The organism is Streptomyces sp. NBC_00376, from assembly GCF_036077095.1.
Lineage (GTDB): Bacteria > Actinomycetota > Actinomycetes > Streptomycetales > Streptomycetaceae > Streptomyces.
Genome location: NZ_CP107960.1, coordinates 835,480 through 852,499 on the forward strand (window position 1 = coordinate 835,480; position 17,020 = coordinate 852,499).

The 17,020-nt window shown below is 70.1% G+C and carries 13 protein-coding genes; 8 read left to right on the forward strand and 5 right to left on the reverse strand.

Features of this window, described 5'->3' with window-relative positions; genetic code table 11:
* Positions 1 to 104 precede the first annotated feature (104 nt).
* From OG842_RS03940 to OG842_RS03950, 3 genes are all read left to right on the forward strand, one after another.
* Positions 105 to 1,496 carry a polysaccharide pyruvyl transferase family protein gene (locus OG842_RS03940; protein ID WP_266727457.1) on the forward strand — a complete coding sequence of 464 codons (1,392 nt, stop codon included), beginning with the start codon at positions 105 to 107 and terminating at the stop codon, positions 1,494 to 1,496.
* 175 nt (positions 1,497 to 1,671) lie between these two features.
* Positions 1,672 to 4,092 (forward strand): excinuclease ABC subunit UvrA, encoded by a 2,421-nt coding sequence (gene uvrA / locus OG842_RS03945; protein ID WP_266727458.1) that lies wholly within the window; start codon positions 1,672 to 1,674, stop codon positions 4,090 to 4,092.
* Positions 4,093 to 4,340: 248 nt separating this feature from the next.
* On the forward strand, positions 4,341 to 6,104 hold the full coding sequence (locus OG842_RS03950) for a glycosyl hydrolase family 18 protein (RefSeq protein WP_266727460.1): 1,764 nt from the start codon (positions 4,341 to 4,343) through the stop codon (positions 6,102 to 6,104).
* Positions 6,105 to 6,175: 71 nt separating this feature from the next.
* On the opposite strand, the gene OG842_RS03955 is transcribed toward OG842_RS03950, so the two are convergent.
* From OG842_RS03955 to OG842_RS03965, 3 genes are read right to left on the reverse strand one after another with little or no spacing between them, the layout of a single operon-like run.
* On the reverse strand, positions 6,176 to 6,922 hold the full coding sequence (locus OG842_RS03955; protein ID WP_266727462.1) for a succinate dehydrogenase/fumarate reductase iron-sulfur subunit: 747 nt from the start codon (positions 6,920 to 6,922) through the stop codon (positions 6,176 to 6,178).
* A complete protein-coding gene (locus OG842_RS03960; protein WP_266727464.1) occupies positions 6,919 to 8,868 on the reverse strand; it encodes a fumarate reductase/succinate dehydrogenase flavoprotein subunit in 1,950 nt (649 codons plus the stop codon). The genes OG842_RS03955 and OG842_RS03960 overlap by 4 nt, the downstream gene beginning before the upstream one ends.
* 1 nt (position 8,869) lies before the next feature.
* A complete protein-coding gene (locus OG842_RS03965) occupies positions 8,870 to 9,577 on the reverse strand; it encodes a succinate dehydrogenase (protein WP_266727466.1) in 708 nt (235 codons plus the stop codon).
* 95 nt (positions 9,578 to 9,672) lie between these two features.
* Between OG842_RS03965 and OG842_RS03970 the strand changes: the two genes are divergently transcribed.
* A complete protein-coding gene (locus OG842_RS03970; RefSeq protein WP_266727468.1) occupies positions 9,673 to 10,563 on the forward strand; it encodes a LysR family transcriptional regulator in 891 nt (296 codons plus the stop codon).
* A 48-nt stretch (positions 10,564 to 10,611) separates the two neighbouring features.
* Here the strand turns inward: OG842_RS03970 and OG842_RS03975 are convergent, their stop codons facing one another.
* Positions 10,612 to 12,786: a putative bifunctional diguanylate cyclase/phosphodiesterase gene (locus OG842_RS03975; RefSeq protein ID WP_266727470.1), complete on the reverse strand. Its 2,175-nt coding sequence runs from the start codon at positions 12,784 to 12,786 to the stop codon at positions 10,612 to 10,614.
* On the reverse strand, positions 12,783 to 13,601 hold the full coding sequence (locus tag OG842_RS03980; protein ID WP_266727471.1) for an SAM-dependent methyltransferase: 819 nt from the start codon (positions 13,599 to 13,601) through the stop codon (positions 12,783 to 12,785). Before OG842_RS03980 ends, OG842_RS03975 begins: the two co-directional genes overlap by 4 nt.
* A 1,021-nt stretch (positions 13,602 to 14,622) precedes the next feature.
* On the opposite strand from OG842_RS03980, the gene OG842_RS03985 reads away from it, so the two are divergent.
* From OG842_RS03985 to OG842_RS04000, 4 genes are all read left to right on the forward strand, one after another.
* Positions 14,623 to 14,754 carry a hypothetical protein gene (locus OG842_RS03985; protein WP_266727472.1) on the forward strand — a complete coding sequence of 44 codons (132 nt, stop codon included), beginning with the start codon at positions 14,623 to 14,625 and terminating at the stop codon, positions 14,752 to 14,754.
* A gap of 16 nt (positions 14,755 to 14,770) precedes the next feature.
* Positions 14,771 to 15,538, forward strand: coding sequence for a bestrophin-like domain (locus tag OG842_RS03990; RefSeq protein ID WP_328512080.1), 768 nt, complete (start codon positions 14,771 to 14,773; stop codon positions 15,536 to 15,538).
* 175 nt (positions 15,539 to 15,713) lie between these two features.
* The gene (locus OG842_RS03995; protein WP_266727475.1) at positions 15,714 to 16,244 is read left to right on the forward strand and encodes a hypothetical protein; all 531 of its coding nucleotides are present in this window, start codon (positions 15,714 to 15,716) and stop codon (positions 16,242 to 16,244) included.
* 220 nt (positions 16,245 to 16,464) lie between these two features.
* Entirely contained in the window at positions 16,465 to 16,926 is a 462-nt protein-coding gene (locus OG842_RS04000) for a universal stress protein (RefSeq protein ID WP_266727477.1), read from the forward strand.
* Positions 16,927 to 17,020 lie beyond the last annotated feature (94 nt).

Here is a 17,020-nt window from a genome sequence, read left to right on the forward strand (position 1 = left end):
CGCGCACGGATGGGTGATCAGCTCCTCACGTTCCGCACGGATCGCAAAAGGTTGTACAGGATCCGCATGGATGCACCAGCGTTTGTAAAGCTATATTCAGTTTTGTGGCATCCAACGTTAACGATGTGAAGCGAATACTCCTGCGATCAGGGAAGAGCCCGTACGACGTAGTACCTGTCGAGCGCGCTCTCCATGAGGACGTGTTCGCCACCAACTCGGGCAACCTGATCTTCAGCGATGCCGCACACAAGATCCTTGAGACGCCGCGTTCGCAGGTGGTGTCGAACGGGATCACCACCCAGGTCGCCGACGCCGACCGGATCAACAGCGAGTACGACGTCTTCGTCATCCCGCTCGCCAACGCCTTCCGGCCCTCCTTCGAACGGCAGCTGGAGCGGCTCACCCAGCTCATCTCGAAGCTGAAGATCCCCGTAGTGGTCCCCGGCGTCGGCGCCCAGACCGGCGTCAACTACTCCGCGGACCGGCTGAAGCCGATGCAGTCCACGGTCTACGCGTTCGTCTCCGCCGTACTCGACCACAGCGCCTCCATCGGTGTGCGCGGCGAGTTCACCGAGCGGTATCTGCGGGACATGGGATTCCGCGACGTCGATGTCATCGGCTGCCCCTCGATGTTCCTCAACGGCAGCAGGCTCACCATCCGGGAGGACGGACGGGCGCTCGGACCCGAGTCCCGCGTCGCCGTCAACGGATCGCACGACGCGGTGCGCAAGCACAAGCTCGGGCAGATCATCGACCGCGCCCACGCGCGCTACCCGCACCTGCGGTTCATCGGCCAGAACCTCTCCGACGCCCGTCAGCTGCACTGGCGCGACCTGTCCCACCCGAACGCCGCGGTGACCGGCATCCCCACCCACCCCGACCACCCCATGTTCGAGGAGGGCAAGGTCCGGGTCTACATCGACCCGGTCACCTGGATGGACGACCTGAGGGGCTTCGATTTCTCCTTCGGGTCCCGGATCCACGGCAACATCGCGGCGCTGCTGGCCGGAACGCCGGCCACGGTCCTCTGCGGCGACTCCCGGACGCTGGAGCTGTGCCGCTACTTCGACATCCCGCACCGGATGCTGTCCAAGGTCCCGGCCGACCTCGACCCCGCCGACCTCCACGCCTCGGCGGACTTCGGGCCGCTGATGCGCGGCCACCAGGAGCGGTTCGACCGGTTCATGAACTTCCTCGACAAGAACGGCCTGGAGAACACCTTCACCCACGGCGACGGCGGCGCAGCCTTCGAGAAGCGGATGAGCGGGCTGTCCTTCCCGCCCGGCGTCCGCCCCTGGGTCGGCTCCGACCCCGCCACGATGGCGGCGCGACTGAACTGGCTCCAGACCCAGCTGACCGAACTCACCGCCGAGAACACCCGGCTCAAGCGCAAGGTCCAGAAGAACGCCTCGCTGCCCGCCCAGCGGTCCACGTACCAGCGCGCCCGCAGCGTCGTGGGAAGGCCCATCAAGCGCGCACTGCGTCCCTCCCGGTAGGGCCAGGGCTTCCTCACCGATCCGCAGGGCCGGCCCGACAGGGGCACCGGAGTCACGGGCCGCCCCTCGATGTCTAGAATCAGACTGTTTGCCCCTGGGGCCTGTCCGACCCTGATCCGCCGGACAGGCCCCAGGGGGTCGGCCCTGCCCCGATCCGTACGGAGTGCCCGCGCACATGTCCACCCCCCACGATCCGTACGTCCGGGTGCGCGGCGCCCGTGAGCACAACCTCCAGGACGTCTCGGTCGACATCCCGCGCGACACCCTCACCGTCTTCACCGGTGTCTCCGGCTCCGGGAAGTCCTCCCTCGCGTTCGGGACGATCTACGCCGAGGCCCAGCGCCGTTACTTCGAGTCGGTCGCTCCGTACGCGCGCCGGCTGATCCATCAGGTCGGCGCGCCCGCGGTCGGCGAGGTCACCGGACTGCCGCCCGCGGTCTCCCTGGAGCAGCGCCGCTCGGTGCCCGGCGCCCGTTCGTCCGTCGGCACGGTCACCACGCTCTCCAACTTCCTGCGCATGCTGTTCTCACGGGCCGGGGACTACCCGGCCGGTGCCGAGCGGCTCGACTCCGACGCCTTCTCGCCGAACACCGCCGCCGGGGCGTGCCCGCAGTGCCACGGGCTCGGCCTGATCCACCGCACCACCGAGGAGCTGCTGGTCCCCGACCCCTCGCTGTCGATCCGGGACGGTGCGATCGCTGCCTGGCCGGGGGCGTGGCAGGGCAAGAACCTGCGCGATGTGCTGGACGCGCTGGGGTACGACATCGACCGGCCGTGGGGCGAGCTGGGCACCGAGGAGCGGGAGTGGATCCTGTTCACCGACGAGCAGCCGGTGGTGACGGTCCATCCGGTACGGGAGGCGGGGCGCATCCAACGCCCCTACCAGGGCACGTACATGAGTGCCCGCCGCTATGTGATGCACACCTTCGCGGACTCCAAGAGCCGCACGTTGCGGGCGAAGGCGGAGCGGTTCCTGGCCAGTGCCCCGTGTCCGGCCTGCGGCGGCAGCCGGCTGCGCCCCCAGGCGATGGCCGTCACCTTCGCCGGCCGTACGATCGCGGAGCTGGCCGCGCTGCCGCTGACCTCGCTCGCCGAGCTGCTGCGCGCGGCGGGCGGCAGCGAGACGGCCCGGGTGCTGACGGCGGATCTGCTCGCCCGGATCGAGACGGTCACCGAGCTCGGCCTCGGCTATCTCAGCCTCGACCGCACCGCCCCGACCCTGTCCTCCGGCGAGCTCCAACGGCTGCGCCTCGCCACCCAGTTGCGCTCGGGGCTCTTCGGGGTCGTCTACGTGCTGGACGAGCCGTCGGCCGGCCTCCATCCGGCGGACACCGAGTCGCTGCTCGGGGTGCTGGGCCGGCTGAAGGAGGCCGGGAACTCGGTCTTCGTCGTGGAGCACCAGATGGATGTGGTGCGCCGGGCCGACTGGCTGGTCGACGTGGGGCCGCTGGCCGGTGAGCACGGGGGCCGGGTGCTGCACAGCGGGCCACCGGCCGGGCTCGCGGAGGTGGCGGAGTCGGCCACCCGGCGCTTCCTCTTCGACGACGGGCCCGCACCGCAGCGGAAGGTGCGTACGCCGTCGGGCCTGCTGAGGCTGAACGGGGTCGACCGGCACAATGTCCGGGGCGTGGACGCCGAGTTCCCGCTCGGCGTCTTCACGGCCGTCACCGGAGTCTCGGGGTCGGGGAAGTCGACGCTGGTCGGCCAGGTCCTGGCCGGTGCGCTCGCCGACCGGCAGGCCGGCGCCGCGGAACCGGCCGCGGAGCGCCCCGCGCCCTGGTGCGCCTCGGCGCAGGGGCTGGAGGCGGTGGACCGTCTCGTACAGGTCGACCAGCGGCCGATCGGCCGTACCCCCCGGTCCAATCTGGCCACGTACACCGGGCTCTTCGACGTCGTGCGGAAGCTGTTCGCCGCGACGGAGACGGCGCGGGAGCGCGGCTACCGGGCCGGGCGGTTCTCCTTCAACGTGGCGGGCGGGCGGTGCGAGACCTGCCAGGGCGAGGGTTTCGTCTCCGTGGAGCTGCTCTTCCTGCCCAGTACGTACGCGCCCTGCCCGGACTGCCACGGGGCGCGGTACAACCCGCAGACCTTGGAGGTCACCCTGCGCGGTCTGGACATCGCTCAGGTTCTGGACCTGACGGTGGAGTCGGCGGCCGGGTTCTTCGCGGGTACGCCGGCCGCCGAGCGCAGTCTGCGGACCCTGCTCGACGTCGGGCTCGGCTATCTGCGGCTCGGTCAGCCCGCGACGGAGCTGTCCGGCGGCGAGGCCCAGCGCATCAAGCTCGCCACCGAGCTCCAGCGGACCCGCCGGGGCCACACCCTGTACCTGCTGGACGAGCCGACGACGGGACTGCACCCCTCCGATGTCGAGGTGCTGATGCGGCAGTTGCACGGTCTCGTCGACGCGGGCGACACGGTGGTGGTCGTGGAGCACGACATGGCGGTGGTCGCGGCTGCCGACCGGGTGATCGATCTGGGCCCCGGCGGCGGCGACCGGGGAGGCAGGATCGTGGCGGCGGGGACGCCGATGGACGTGGCCCGGTCCCCGGAGAGCCGTACGGCTCCGTACCTCCGGACTGCGCTCCGTCTCGACTGACTGCCCATTCGTCACCAACTCCCCTATTTGCCACGTCAGTTGTCGACCCAGGCAAGCAATGGGGAATGAAACAGTAAAGAACGTTGACAGTTAGCTGGTCCAGACCAATTATGGGCATGCCTCACGGCCGCTCCACGCCGTGCGGCACGTGACCCCGGCCGGGAATCACAGGAACGGGCCGCGCCCCTCCCCGGGCGCGGCCGAGCCGCGCGATCCGCCCGTTGCCTCACCCCGCTGGGAGCTGTCCCATGAGACGTCCAAGAACAGTCGGCGCCGTCCTGAGCGCCTTGGCCACCGCCGTCGCGTCCGCAGGTCTGATCCTCGGATCCGGCGCCGGCGCACAGGCCGCAGAGACCGCCGCCACCCCCCTGCCCGCGCACGTCTTCGCCCCGTACTTCGAGGCGTGGAACGGCGACAGCCCGGCCGCGCTCTCGCAGGCGTCCGGTGCCAAGTACCTGACCATGGCCTTCATCCAGACGGAGGCCCGCGGTTCCTGCACCCCTTACTGGAACGGTGATTCGAGCACACCCATCGCCCAGTCCGAGTTCGGCGCCGACTTCACCACCATGCGGTCGCGCGGCGGCGACGTGATCCCGTCGTTCGGCGGATACACCGCCGACAACGGCGGCACCGAGATCGCCGACAGCTGTACCAGCGTCGACTCCATCGCGGCGGCCTACGAGAAGGTCATCACGACGTACGACGTGTCCCGCCTCGACATGGACATCGAGGACAACTCCCTGGAGAACAGCGCCGGGATCGACCGCCGCAACAAGGCGATCAAGAAGGTCCAGGACTGGGCCGCCGCCAACGGGCGCTCGGTGCAGATCTCGTACACCCTGCCCACCACCACGAGCGGTCTGGCCGACAGCGGTCTCGCGGTGCTGGAGAACGCCGTGTCCAACGGCGCCAAGGTCGATGTGGTGAACCTCATGACCTTCGACTACTACGACGGCGCCACGCACAACATGGCCGAGGACACCAAGACGGCGATCACGGGCCTCAAGGACCAGCTGGCCGATCTGTACCCGTCGAAGACCGACGCCCAGCTGTGGTCCATGACCGGCGTCATCGAGATGCCGGGCATCGACGACTACGGCCCGGCCGAGACGTTCACCACGGCCGACGCCACCTCGGTCTACAACTGGGCCGTCGCCAAGGGCCTGAGCACCCTGTCGTTCTGGGCGCTCCAGCGCGACAACGGCGGCTGCCCCGGGACCGGCGGGAGCGACACCTGTTCCGGCATCGCACAGGACACGTGGTACTTCAGCCACACCTTCGCGCCGTTCACGGGCGGCGGGGGTCCGGTGACGGACGACTACTCGGTGACGGTGGCTCCCGGTTCGGCGACGGTCGCCCCCGGTGGCTCCACGACGGCGACCGTGAACACCGCGGTCACCTCCGGCAGCGCGAAGACCGTCGCGCTGACGACGAGCGGGGCGCCCGCCGGTGTGACGGCGACGCTCAGCCCCACCTCGGTCACCGCGGGCGGCACGGCGAAGCTGACGCTCGCCGCGTCGGCGTCCGCGGCACCGGGCACGTACCAAATCGAGGTGACCGGTGCCTCGGGCACGCTCAGCCACGCGGCCGCCTTCACCCTGACGGTGTCGGGCCCGGGCGGCGGCACCGGCGCCCTGGTGAACGGTGACTTCGAGTCGGGTTCGCTGAGCCCCTGGACGTGCGAGTCCGGTGGCGCGGTCGTCTCCACACCGGTGCACGGCGGTTCGCACGCGCTCGCCGCGGCGGCCACCGCGTCGCAGACCGGTGAGTGTGCGCAGACCCTCACCCTGTCCCCCAACACCAAGTACACGCTGAGCGGTTGGGTGCAGGGCAGCTACGGATACCTCGGGGTGCGCGGCGACGCGACGGCGAGCACCTGGGGTTCGTCGAGCGGCTACGCGAAGCAGTCGGTGACGTTCACCACCGGTTCGTCCGGCACGGTGACCGTCTATCTGCACGGCTGGTACGGACAGGGCACGGTCTACGGCGACGACATCTCCGTGACGTCCTGATCCGCCGGAGCGGATGAGACTTCCCGGTCCGGGAGGCGGGCGGCCTCCGGGACCAGGAACTCGCGCTTCGCTCAGCGGCGGACCTTACGGGTCGCCCGCAGCCACTCCCTGTTCATGGCCGAGATCGACGGCAGCGGGATGCCCTTGGGGCAGGCGGTGGCGCACTCCCCGGTGAGGGTGCAGCCGCCGAAGCCCTCGCTGTCCATCTGGCCGACCATGTCCAGGACCCGGGTCTCGCGCTCCGGGGCGCCCTGCGGCAGCACGTTGAGGTGGTTGATCTTCGCCGAGGTGAAGAGCATCGCCGAGCCGTTGGGGCAGGCCGCGACGCAGGCGCCGCAGCCGATGCACTCGGCGTGCTCGAAGGCGAAGTCCGCGTCCGGCTTGGGCACCGGGGTGGCGTGCGCCTCGGGGGCGGTGCCGGTCGGGGCGGAGATGTATCCGCCCGCCTGGATGATCCGGTCGAAGGCCGAGCGGTCCACGACCAGGTCCTTGACGACCGGGAAGGCGGAGGCGCGCCACGGTTCGATGTCGATCGTGTCGCCGTCCTCGAAGGACCGCATGTGGAGCTGGCACGTGGTGGTGCGCTCGGGGCCGTGCGCATCGCCGTTGATGACGAGACTGCACGCGCCGCAGATGCCCTCGCGGCAGTCGTGGTCGAAGGCGACGGGGTCGTCGCCGGCGAGGATCAGTTCCTCGTTGAGGGTGTCGAGCATCTCCAGGAACGACATGTCCTGCGAGATGCCGTCCACCTCGTAGGTGGACATGGCGCCGGGTGCGTCGGCGTTCTTCTGGCGCCAGACGCGCAGGGTGAGCTTCATGCGTAGCTCCGCTGAGTGGGGTGGACGTACTCGAAGACGAGGTCTTCCTTGTGCAGGACGGGGGCCTCGCCGGTGCCGGAGAACTCCCAGGCGGCGGCATAGGAGAACTCCTCGTCCCGGCGGGCGGCTTCGCCGTCCGGGGTCTGCGACTCCTCGCGGAAGTGGCCTCCGCAGGATTCGGCGCGGTGCAGTGCGTCGAGGCACATGAGCTCGGCGAGCTCCAGGTAGTCGACGATGCGGTTGGCCTTCTCCAGCGACTGGTTGAACTCCTCGCCGATGCCGGGGACCTTGATGCGGCGCCAGAACTCCTCGCGGATCTGCGGGATGCGTTCGAGCGCGGTGCGCAGCCCGTCCTCGGTGCGGGCCATTCCGCAGTACTCCCACATGAGTTCACCGATCTCGCGGTGGAAGGAGTCGGGGGTGCGGTCGCCGTCGACGGAGAGCAGCAGGTTGAGCCGGTCCTCGGTGTCGGCGACGGCCTCCTCGACCGCGGGGTGCGAGGCGTCGACCGCCTCATGGTGCGGATTGCGGGCCAGGTAGTCGTTGATCGTCGACGGGAGGACGAAGTAGCCGTCGGCGAGGCCCTGCATCAGCGCGGACGCGCCGAGCCGGTTGGCACCGTGGTCGGAGAAGTTGGCCTCGCCGATGGCGAAGAGGCCGGGGATGGTGGTCTGGAGGTCGTAGTCGACCCAGAGGCCGCCCATCGTGTAGTGCACGGCGGGGTAGATCCGCATCGGGGTCTCGTACGGGTTCTCCGCCGTGATCCGTGCGTACATGTCGAAGAGGTTGCCGTACTTCTCCTCGACCTTGTCCCGGCCCATCCGCTGGATGGCCTCGGCGAAGTCCAGGTAGACGCCCTGGCCGCCGGGGCCGACGCCGCGCCCCTCGTCGCAGACGTTCTTCGCGGCGCGGGAGGCGATGTCCCTGGGGACGAGGTTGCCGAAGGCGGGGTAGATGCGCTCCAGGTAGTAGTCGCGCTCGTCCTCGGGGATCTCGTTGGCGGGACGGTCGTCGCCCTTGGCCTTCGGGACCCAGATCCGGCCGTCGTTGCGCAGCGACTCGCTCATCAGCGTCAGCTTGGACTGGTGGTCGCCGGTGCGCGGGATGCAGGTGGGGTGGATCTGAGTGAAGCAGGGGTTGGCGAAGTAGGCGCCGCGGCGGTGGGCGCGCCAGACGGCGGTGGCGTTGGAGTTCATGGCGTTCGTCGACAGGTAGAAGACGTTGCCGTAGCCGCCGCTGGCCAGGACGACCGCGTCGGCGAAGTAGGTGTCGATCTTCCCGGTGACGAGGTCGCGGGCGACGATCCCGCGGGCCTTGCCGTCGACGACGATCAGGTCGAGCATCTCGGTACGGGCGTGCAGTTCGACGTTGCCCGCGGCGATCTGCCGGGACAGCGCCTGGTAGGCGCCGAGCAGGAGCTGCTGTCCGGTCTGGCCCCGGGCGTAGAAGGTGCGGGAGACCTGGACGCCGCCGAAGGAGCGGTTGTCGAGGAGGCCGCCGTACTCGCGGGCGAAGGGCACGCCCTGGGCGACGCACTGGTCGATGATCTCGACGGAGATCTGGGCGAGCCGGTGGACATTGGACTCGCGGGCCCGGAAGTCGCCGCCCTTGACGGTGTCGTAGAAGAGCCGGTGGATCGAGTCGCCGTCGTTGCGGTAGTTCTTCGCCGCGTTGATGCCGCCCTGGGCGGCGACCGAGTGGGCGCGGCGGGGCGAGTCCTGGAAGCAGAACTGGACGACGTGGTAGCCCTGTTCGGCCAGCGTCGCGCCGGCCGAGCCGCCGGCCAGGCCGGTGCCGACGACGATGACGGTGTGCTTGCGGCGGTTGGCCGGGTTGACCAGCCTGGCCTGGAAGCGGCGGGTGTCCCAGCGTTCGGCGACGGGGCCCTCGGGGGCCTTGGTGTCGACGACGGGCGCGCCGGTCTCGTAGTGCGAGTAGTCGGTCATGTCAGCTCACGACTCCGGTCATGACGGCGACGGGTACGGAGATGAAGCCCAGCGTCAGCACCGCGGCGAGGGCGTTGGCGATGGTCTTGAGGACGCGGTCACGGGTCGCGTTCCCCGCGCCGAGTGTCTGGGCGGCGCTCCAGAAGCCGTGCTGGACGTGGAGCCCGAGGGCGAGCATGGCGACGATGTAGATCGTGTTGCCGTACCAGGTGGAGAAGGTGTCGATGACGTTCTGGTACGGGTGGCCGGACTGGAATCCGCCGGAGTGCACGGTGCCCGTCGTCAGGTCGAGGATGTGCCAGACGATGAACAGGGCGAGGATGATCCCGCCCCAGCGCATGGTGCGGGTGGCATAGGTGGCACGCGGCTTGCGGTGCACGTACTTGGCGGGGCGCGCCCTGATGTCGCGGCGGCTGAGCTGGTACGCGGAGACGGCGTGCAGCACCACCGCCGCGACGAGCACGACGCGGACGATCCACAGGGCCCACTCGTAGTGCAGGAAGGGCTCGCCCATGGTCCGCAGCCAGTGCGCGTAGTGGTTGAACTCGCCGGCCCCGAAGAAGATCTTCAGGTTGCCGATCATGTGGACGACCAAGTAGAGGAGCATGATCAGGCCGCTCACGGCCATGACCGTCTTCTTGCCGAGGGACGAGTCCCAGAGCGTACGCGTCATGGACGGCCGTCGGTCCGTCCGGGTTGCCAATGCCATGGACACGACGCTAGAACCGATCCACCTCATCAGTCCAAGACATGGAACAGCTCATGTTCATAGGCTGAGGCTATCGACCTCGGTAGGGTGGGTGTATGCAGTTCCAGCAGCTGATGTATTTCGTGGCCGTGGCCGAGACCCGGCACTTCACCCGGGCCGCCGAGGAGGTGCATGTCTCGCAGCCCTCGCTCTCCCAGCAGATCCGGGCGCTGGAGAGCGAGCTGGGGGCGGAGCTGTTCAGCCGGGCGCGCGGAAACATCACGCTGACCGACGCGGGCGAGGCCCTGCTGCCGCTGGCCCGCCGGATCCTCGCTGACGCGGACACCGCACGCCACGAGGTGCAGGAGCTCGCGCAGCTGCGCCGGGGCCGGGTCCGGCTGGGTGCGACGCCCAGCCTCTGCACCGGCCTGCTCCCCGACGTGCTGCGCGCCTTCCACGACCGGCATCCGGGGATCCGGCTGCTGCTGGAGGAGGGCGGCTCGCTCGACCTGGTGCGGGAGCTGGCGCGGGGCGCGCTCGATCTCGCGCTGGTGGTGCTGCCGCTGCCCGCCGCGTCGCCCGCGCTGACCACGGTGGAGCTGCTCCGGGAGGACCTGGTCGTGGTGTCCTCGGCGCGGGAGCCGCGGCCCGGCCGGGGCGGGAGCGTACGGATCGCCGACCTCCAGGGCGAGCCCCTGGTGATGTTCCGGCACGGCTACGACCTGCGGGAGCTGACGGTCGCCGCCTGCCGGGCGGAGGGTTTCGAGCCGTCGTTCACGGTGGAGGGCGGCGAGATGGACGCCGTGCTCGGCTTCGTACGGGCGGGGCTCGGGATCGCCGTGGTGCCGAGCATGGTCGCCGTCCGCTCCGGCCACGACCTGCGGACCACACCGCTGGCCCGCCCCGGGCTGCGGCGCACGATCGCGCTCGCGCACCGCAGCGACGTGGCTCCGCCGCGCGCGGCACGCGAGCTCCAGAAGGTGCTGCTCGCCGCCGGACGGGCCTGAGCGCCGAGGGCGGGTACGGGGCCGGCCGGAGGCCCCGTACCCGCCGCCTCACACGGCGTCGGCCAGCCGCAGCGAGTGGATCCGGTCGGGCGCACCCGGCCGGGCGTAGTACCAGCCCTGTGCCGTGTCGCAGCCCAGCTTGCGCAGCTGCTCCGCCTGGGCGCCGGTCTCCACGCCCTCCACCGTGACCGCGAGGTCCAGGCTGTGCGCCAGCGAGACGATCCCCTCGACGATCTTCAGATCGACCGGGTCCGCCGGGTGCTGCTGCATGCCCATGGTGAAGGAACGGTCCAGCTTGAGCACGCTCACCGGCAGCCGGCGCAGGTTCGCCAGGTTCGAGTACCCGGTGCCGAAGTCGTCGAGCGCTATGTCCACGCCCATTTCGGCCAGTTGCCGCAGCGGCTTGAGCAGGTCGTCGTCCGCGCCGATGAGCGCGGACTCGGTGACCTCCAGGCAGAGCGCCCCGGGTTCGAGCCCCGAGCGCTCCAGCACGTCGACCGTCTCGGCGACCAGCCGCGGATGGTGCAGCTGGGTCGGTGAGAGATTGACGTTGATCCGCAGCGGACCGCCGTCGGTGTGCCTCTCCTGCCAGAAGTTGGCCTGGCGTACGGACTCCTCCAGCACCCAGCGGCCCAGCGGCACGATCAGCCCGGTGTGCTCGGCGAGCGGGATGAAGCGGTCCGGGCCGAGCACCCCGTGCTGCGGGTGGCACCAGCGCACCAGCGCCTCCGCACCGTGCACCGTGCCGTCGTCGAGGTGCACGAGCGGCTGGTACTCGATGAAGAACTCGCCGCGCTCCAGGGCGGCGGGCAGCGCGGTGGTCAGCCCGTGCCGGGTGATGGCCCGTGCGTCGGCCTCGTCGTCGGCGAGCTCGAAGCGATTGCCGCCCGCCGACTTGGCCCGGTACATCGTGATGTCGGCGCTGCGCAGCACCTCGGCGGCGTTGCGCTCGCGGGCCGGTCCTTCGACGACCCCGATGGATCCGCGTACGGTCAGCTCGCGGCCGTCCAGACGGATCGGGGTGCCGAGCACGCCGAGGATGCGGCAGGCGAGTTCGGCGACCTCCGTCTCGGTGTCGGGTCCGGTGGTCAGGGCCACGAACTCGTCGCCGCCGAGCCGGGCGACCATCTCGCCGGGCGCGGTCGCACAGCTCTGCAGCCGGTCGGCCACCTCGACCAGCAGCCGGTCCCCCGACGCGTGGCCGAGGCTGTCGTTGATCGCCTTGAAGCCGTCCAGGTCGAGGTAGCACAGGCCGAACCGGCTGCTGTCGGCGGCGGACAGCGCCTTCTCCAGCCGTTCGAAGAACAGCGTCCGGTTGGGCAGGCCGGTGAGCGCGTCATGGGTGGCCTCGTACCGCAGCCGGAGATTGAGCAGCCGGCGCTCGGTGGTGTCCTCCATCAGCGCGAGCTGGTACTGCGGCTTGCCGTCGGCGTCACGCAGCAGCGACACCGTCAGATTGGTCCACAGCACGGTCCCGTCGTTGCGGTAGTACGGCTTCTCGACCCGGTAGTGCTCGCGTTCGCCGCGCACCAGCTCGTCGTAGTACTTCCACACGTGCGGCGAGTCCTCCGGGTGGACCCACTCGTTGAGCCTGTGGCTGCGCACATGGTGGTCGAGCCCGCCGAACATCCGGGTGAGGGTGTCGTTGACCTCCAGCACCTTGCCGTCCAGGTCGGCGATGCCGATGCCGATGGCCGCGTCCTTGAAGACGGCGCGGAAGCGCGCCTCGGTGGCGTGCAGCGCGTGTTCGGCGTCGGTGCGGGCGGTCAGCGCCGATCGGGCGATGGCCTCCTGCTCGGCCAGGGTGCGCTCGCGCAGCGCCTGGGTGAAGCCGCCCGCGAGGGTGTGCTGGATCCGCGCGCAGCGGGCTCTGCCGTCCTCGGTCGACAACGCCGTGGCGCCGTTGTTTCCGCAGTAGAGCACCAGGTACGAGTCGATGACGCCGAGCGTGCTGCTCAGCGCGTCCGGATCGGTGCAGTGCGCGGTGACCAGGGCGGCCCCCACCTCGACCGCGGGCGCCGCGTCGAAGGGCCGGGCGTGCAGGATGTCGCTGAGCTCGCGGGCCAGCGGCAGCAGATGCTGTTCGAACTCGGTGCGCGTCAAGGAGGTGGCCGTCGAGGGGAAGATGGCCCGGCTCCAGATCGTGGCGAATCGCCGGAGCCGATCCTCGGGGCCGTCGGGATCCGTGTCCGGCGCACCGGACGACTGGGCGGGGATGCTCACGCCTTGCGTCCCACTCCCGCGAAGCCCGAGAACGTGTATGGGTCCTCCTGCTCCGTCACCACCGGGGCGTCCGGGCGCCAGTTCGGCATCGACACGAGGCCGGGCTCCACCATCTCGTACCCCTCGAAGAAGCGGGCGATCTCGTCGCGGGACCGCATGACCAGGGGGTTGCGGATGTTGTTGTAGACGTCGACCGCGCCGCCCGCCTCATCCCGGGTGAGCGGAAGGCCCTCGTACGAGGCGTGGGTCACGACGACGATGCTGCCGGGGGCGAGCGCTTCGCGCAGTTCGGCGACCGCGGTCTGCGGGTCGTCGGAGTCCTCGATGAAGTGGAGCACCGCGACCAGCAGCAGGGCCACCGGGCGGTCCAGGTCGAGCAGTCCGGAGATCTCCGGGCTTTTCACGATCTCCCGCGGACTGCGCAGATCGGCGGCGGCGATCACCGCCCGGTCGTTTCCTTCGAGCACGGCCCGGCTGTGCGCGACCGCGACCGGGTCGTGGTCGACGTACGCCACCCGGGCCTCGGGGTCGGCCGCCTGGGCGACTTCGTGCACATTGCCGAAGGTCGGTATTCCGGAACCGATGTCCAGAAACTGACTGATGCCCTCGCTCACCGCGTAACGCACGGCTCGCCGCATAAAGGCGCGATTCGCCTGCATGATCTTGGGGAGTCCCGGCATGAACTCCATGGCCTTGCGTGCCGCTTCCCGGTCCACCTCGAAATTGTGCGATCCGCCCAGATAGAAATCGTACATTCGAGACACGCTCGGCACTGAAATGTCAATGCCTCGCGGTGCCCAGGCGGGACGCTCCATCGATGTCTCCAACAAGTCGCCACGGCGATCCGGCCATGTTCATGGTCAGTGTTGTCCAGAGGCTACTGATCGACTGCCAAGAGAGCGAGCGGAAACGGAAATTAGCCGTCCGTTATTGGTCACACACCAGTGGCATGTGCAACCGGGCCGTCGCTGCGGGTGACATTCGATGCCGGACGGTCCCTGCGACGCGTCTGCAGCCCCATGCGCCGTTGCGGCCTTGGTTGTTGATGAATCCGGCGACGGCGCCGGTTTCGCATCGGCGGATTCAGTTCCGGACCGGATGGCCGGCGATGTACCGGCAGTTGAGTCCGCCGGATCGATTGGCGGTGACAAATGCCTTGGCGGTGACGCCTTTGGAAGCATTCTTTACCAATGAGGCAATGTTCGGCCGCTTCACCGCCACTTCACTGGGCGGCCCGGCCGGACGCGTCAACTTCCGTACGGCTCGTCCCAGTTGCCAAGGACACTCGCACCACCCATGACGTCGGGCACCGGCCCCGTCCCTGCCGGGTTATGCCTGGTCCCGGCCCCTCCCCCGACGGCAAACACCCGCCGCTCCAGGTCCCCACCATCAGGCGAATCCCGCCCTCGCTCCGCGTGTCCCGTGAGCTGCCGGAACATGCTCCCGGTCGTGTACGGATCACTCATAGGACGGCTCACGGCAGCCGTCGCCCTTCTCTGGCTGCTCGGCGCTCCGGTGCCCGCGGTCGCGGACAGCTGCGCGTACGCCTCCATCGGTGAGAGCGGCGGCAGTTCGTCGGTCGCCACCTCGGGCGACGGCAGTTGCCACGCGGGCCCGGTTCCCGAGCCGACGCCACCACCCACGCCACGGCCGGCACCTCCGCCACCGCCACCGCCTCCCCCGCCACCTCCGCCTCCGCCACCTCCGCCGCCACCCGCACCGACGCGGGCGAAGCCGGTGCCCGTGCCGCCACCCCCCGCACCGGCGCCCACACCCACGCCGTCACCCACACCGACGCCGTCCCCCTCGCCGTCCGTACGCCCCACACCCCGGCCCGTGGCGCTGCCCACCTACCGCAAGCCGCCGCGCAAGGCCGTGCGGCACGGCACCTCCCTGGTCAACCTCACCCTGCTGATCACGGCGCCCGCGGTGTTCGCCGTCGCCGTACTGCGTCCCCGCTCCCGCTGACCCCCGGAGGATCACAATGTCGGAATGGCTTGTTCTCGCCCTCGCCATGGTCGCGGCCAGCGCCGTCGTGCTGACCATCGCCGTACTCAACAACCGCCGGATCGGGGAGGACGACGACCCGTCCGAGACTCCTGACGTCATCGAGTACATGACGATGATGATCGGCGTGGTCTACGCGATCGTGCTGGGCCTCGCCATCGCGGGCGTCTGGGAGGGACGTGGCGCCGCGCAGGAATACGTACGTCAGGAGGCCCAGGCACTGCACGAGGTGAGTGTCCGCTCCGCCGTCTACCCGGCCGAGGTGCGCTCCCGCATCCGCGCCGATGTCGACGCCTACGTCCACCACGTCGTCAACGACGAGTGGCGGGCGATGAGCGAGCACGGCAGCCTCACCCCCGAAGGGACCCGCCTGCTGGCCAAGGTGCGCGCCGATGTCACCCAGTACCGGCCGAGGAACGACCACGAGGGGCAGGCATATCAGCCACTGGTCGACGAGGTGGCCGCGGCCGACGACTCGCGCAGCGCACGCGGGCAGAGCGCCGGTGCGACCATGCCGGGCGTGGTCTGGTTCGGCCTGATCATCGGAGCCCTGGTGACCATCGGGCTGATGTTCACGTTGCAGATCCGCAGAACGTTCCGCGAACTCCTGCTGGCCGGCCTCTTCAGTGTTCTGATCGCCTTTCTGCTGTTCCTGATCTGGGACTTCGACTCCCCCTTCGGGCGGGGCATCTCGGCCACCGCGGCACCGTTCCTCGATCTGTTCCCCCGCGCCGCGGGCGGCTAGCGGTCCGTCAGAACGCGGCCGGAGTGCGCCGCTCGGGCGAACCCGGAGCCCGAGTGGCGCACTCCGATCGCGGGCGGTATGCACGGCTCCTAGCGTTTGGCACGTCGAGGTGCATTTCTGACGCTTTGTGGAAACTCGTTCCGCAAGTGCTCCTCGGGGATCCGGAGGCTCACCCATGCGCGCAATAGGCGTCGCACCCGTCGCCCTGCTAGGCGCCGCCGCTCTCGCCCTGACCGCTCCGTCCGCAGCCGCGTACGGAACGACGTCGGGAGGCGCGTCCTCCGCGACCGGATTCACCGTCACCCCGTCGGTGATCACGCCGGGAAGCCGGGTCACCCTGGCCGCCCGGGGGTGCTCCACAACCGCAACCGCCGGCTCGGCCGTCTTCGACACCGTCACCATCCCCGCGGGTGGCACAGGAGCGGCCACGGTCGACTGGGACGCGAGACCCGGCGCCTCCTACGAAGTGACGTTCATCTGCAGCACGTCGCCCGACCCCACGGCGAAGTCCGGTCTCACGATCGCCGCGGCTCCCGCACCGGCCACCCGTCCCGCGGTGGCCCCGGCCGGTGCGCAGGGCGGGCTCGGCGGCGGCATCGGCACGATGAACACGGTGGAGATCGCCGCCGGGGCGGCGTCGGCGGTGGCAGCGGTCGCCGGCTCCGTCCTGGTGGTACGCCGTCGCAGGGAGCGCCGCTCGCACTGACAGCAGGGTAGGTGCCGACCGAGAAGTCGCCCCGGGTCCCGTCGCGGGACCCGGGGCGACGGGCGTTTCGGGCCGGTCCCGACGCCGGGGCCGAAGCGCCCGGCCCCGGACGGTTCTGCACCCGATGGAGGGATCCCCGGCGGGGCATCCGGCAGCCCCGGCCGAGGCCGTGCCGCAGCCCGCTCCAAAGTGGGCCCGAGCAGCGGATAGCCTCACTGCCGTGACAGAACCGCAGCCTCATAAGTTCGAACGTGGCACAGACGGCCCGAAAGTGATCGTCGCAGGCCTCGACGGGTCCGATTCCTCCATGCGTGCCGCGGCCTACGCTGCGGGGCTCGCCCGCCGCCAGGGCGCCATGCTCGCCCTCGTCTACGTCCAGCCGGTGCTGCCCGCAGGGGCCGCGCTGGGTGCACCGATCGCCGATACGACCGGCGAGGTCGCGGAGGGACTGGTGAGCGAGATCCGGGAGTCGACCCGACGGGTGAAGGAAATATGGGACGTGCGCTGGGAGTTCCACACCTTCCGCGGCGACCCCTACAACGGGCTCGTGACCGCGGCGGACGAACTGAAGGCGGACGCCGTGGTCGTGGGCGCGTCGGAATCGGCCGGACACAGGTTCATCGGCTCGGTCGCGATCCGGCTGGTGAAGGCGGGCCGTTGGCCCGTCACGGTGGTCCCGTAGGCGCCGCGGAATCCTTCACTCCGACGGACGGCACGCCTTCCTCCGCACCGGCTCCGCCTGGGCCATCATGAGCGCCCGTCAGGGACAGCCGTCA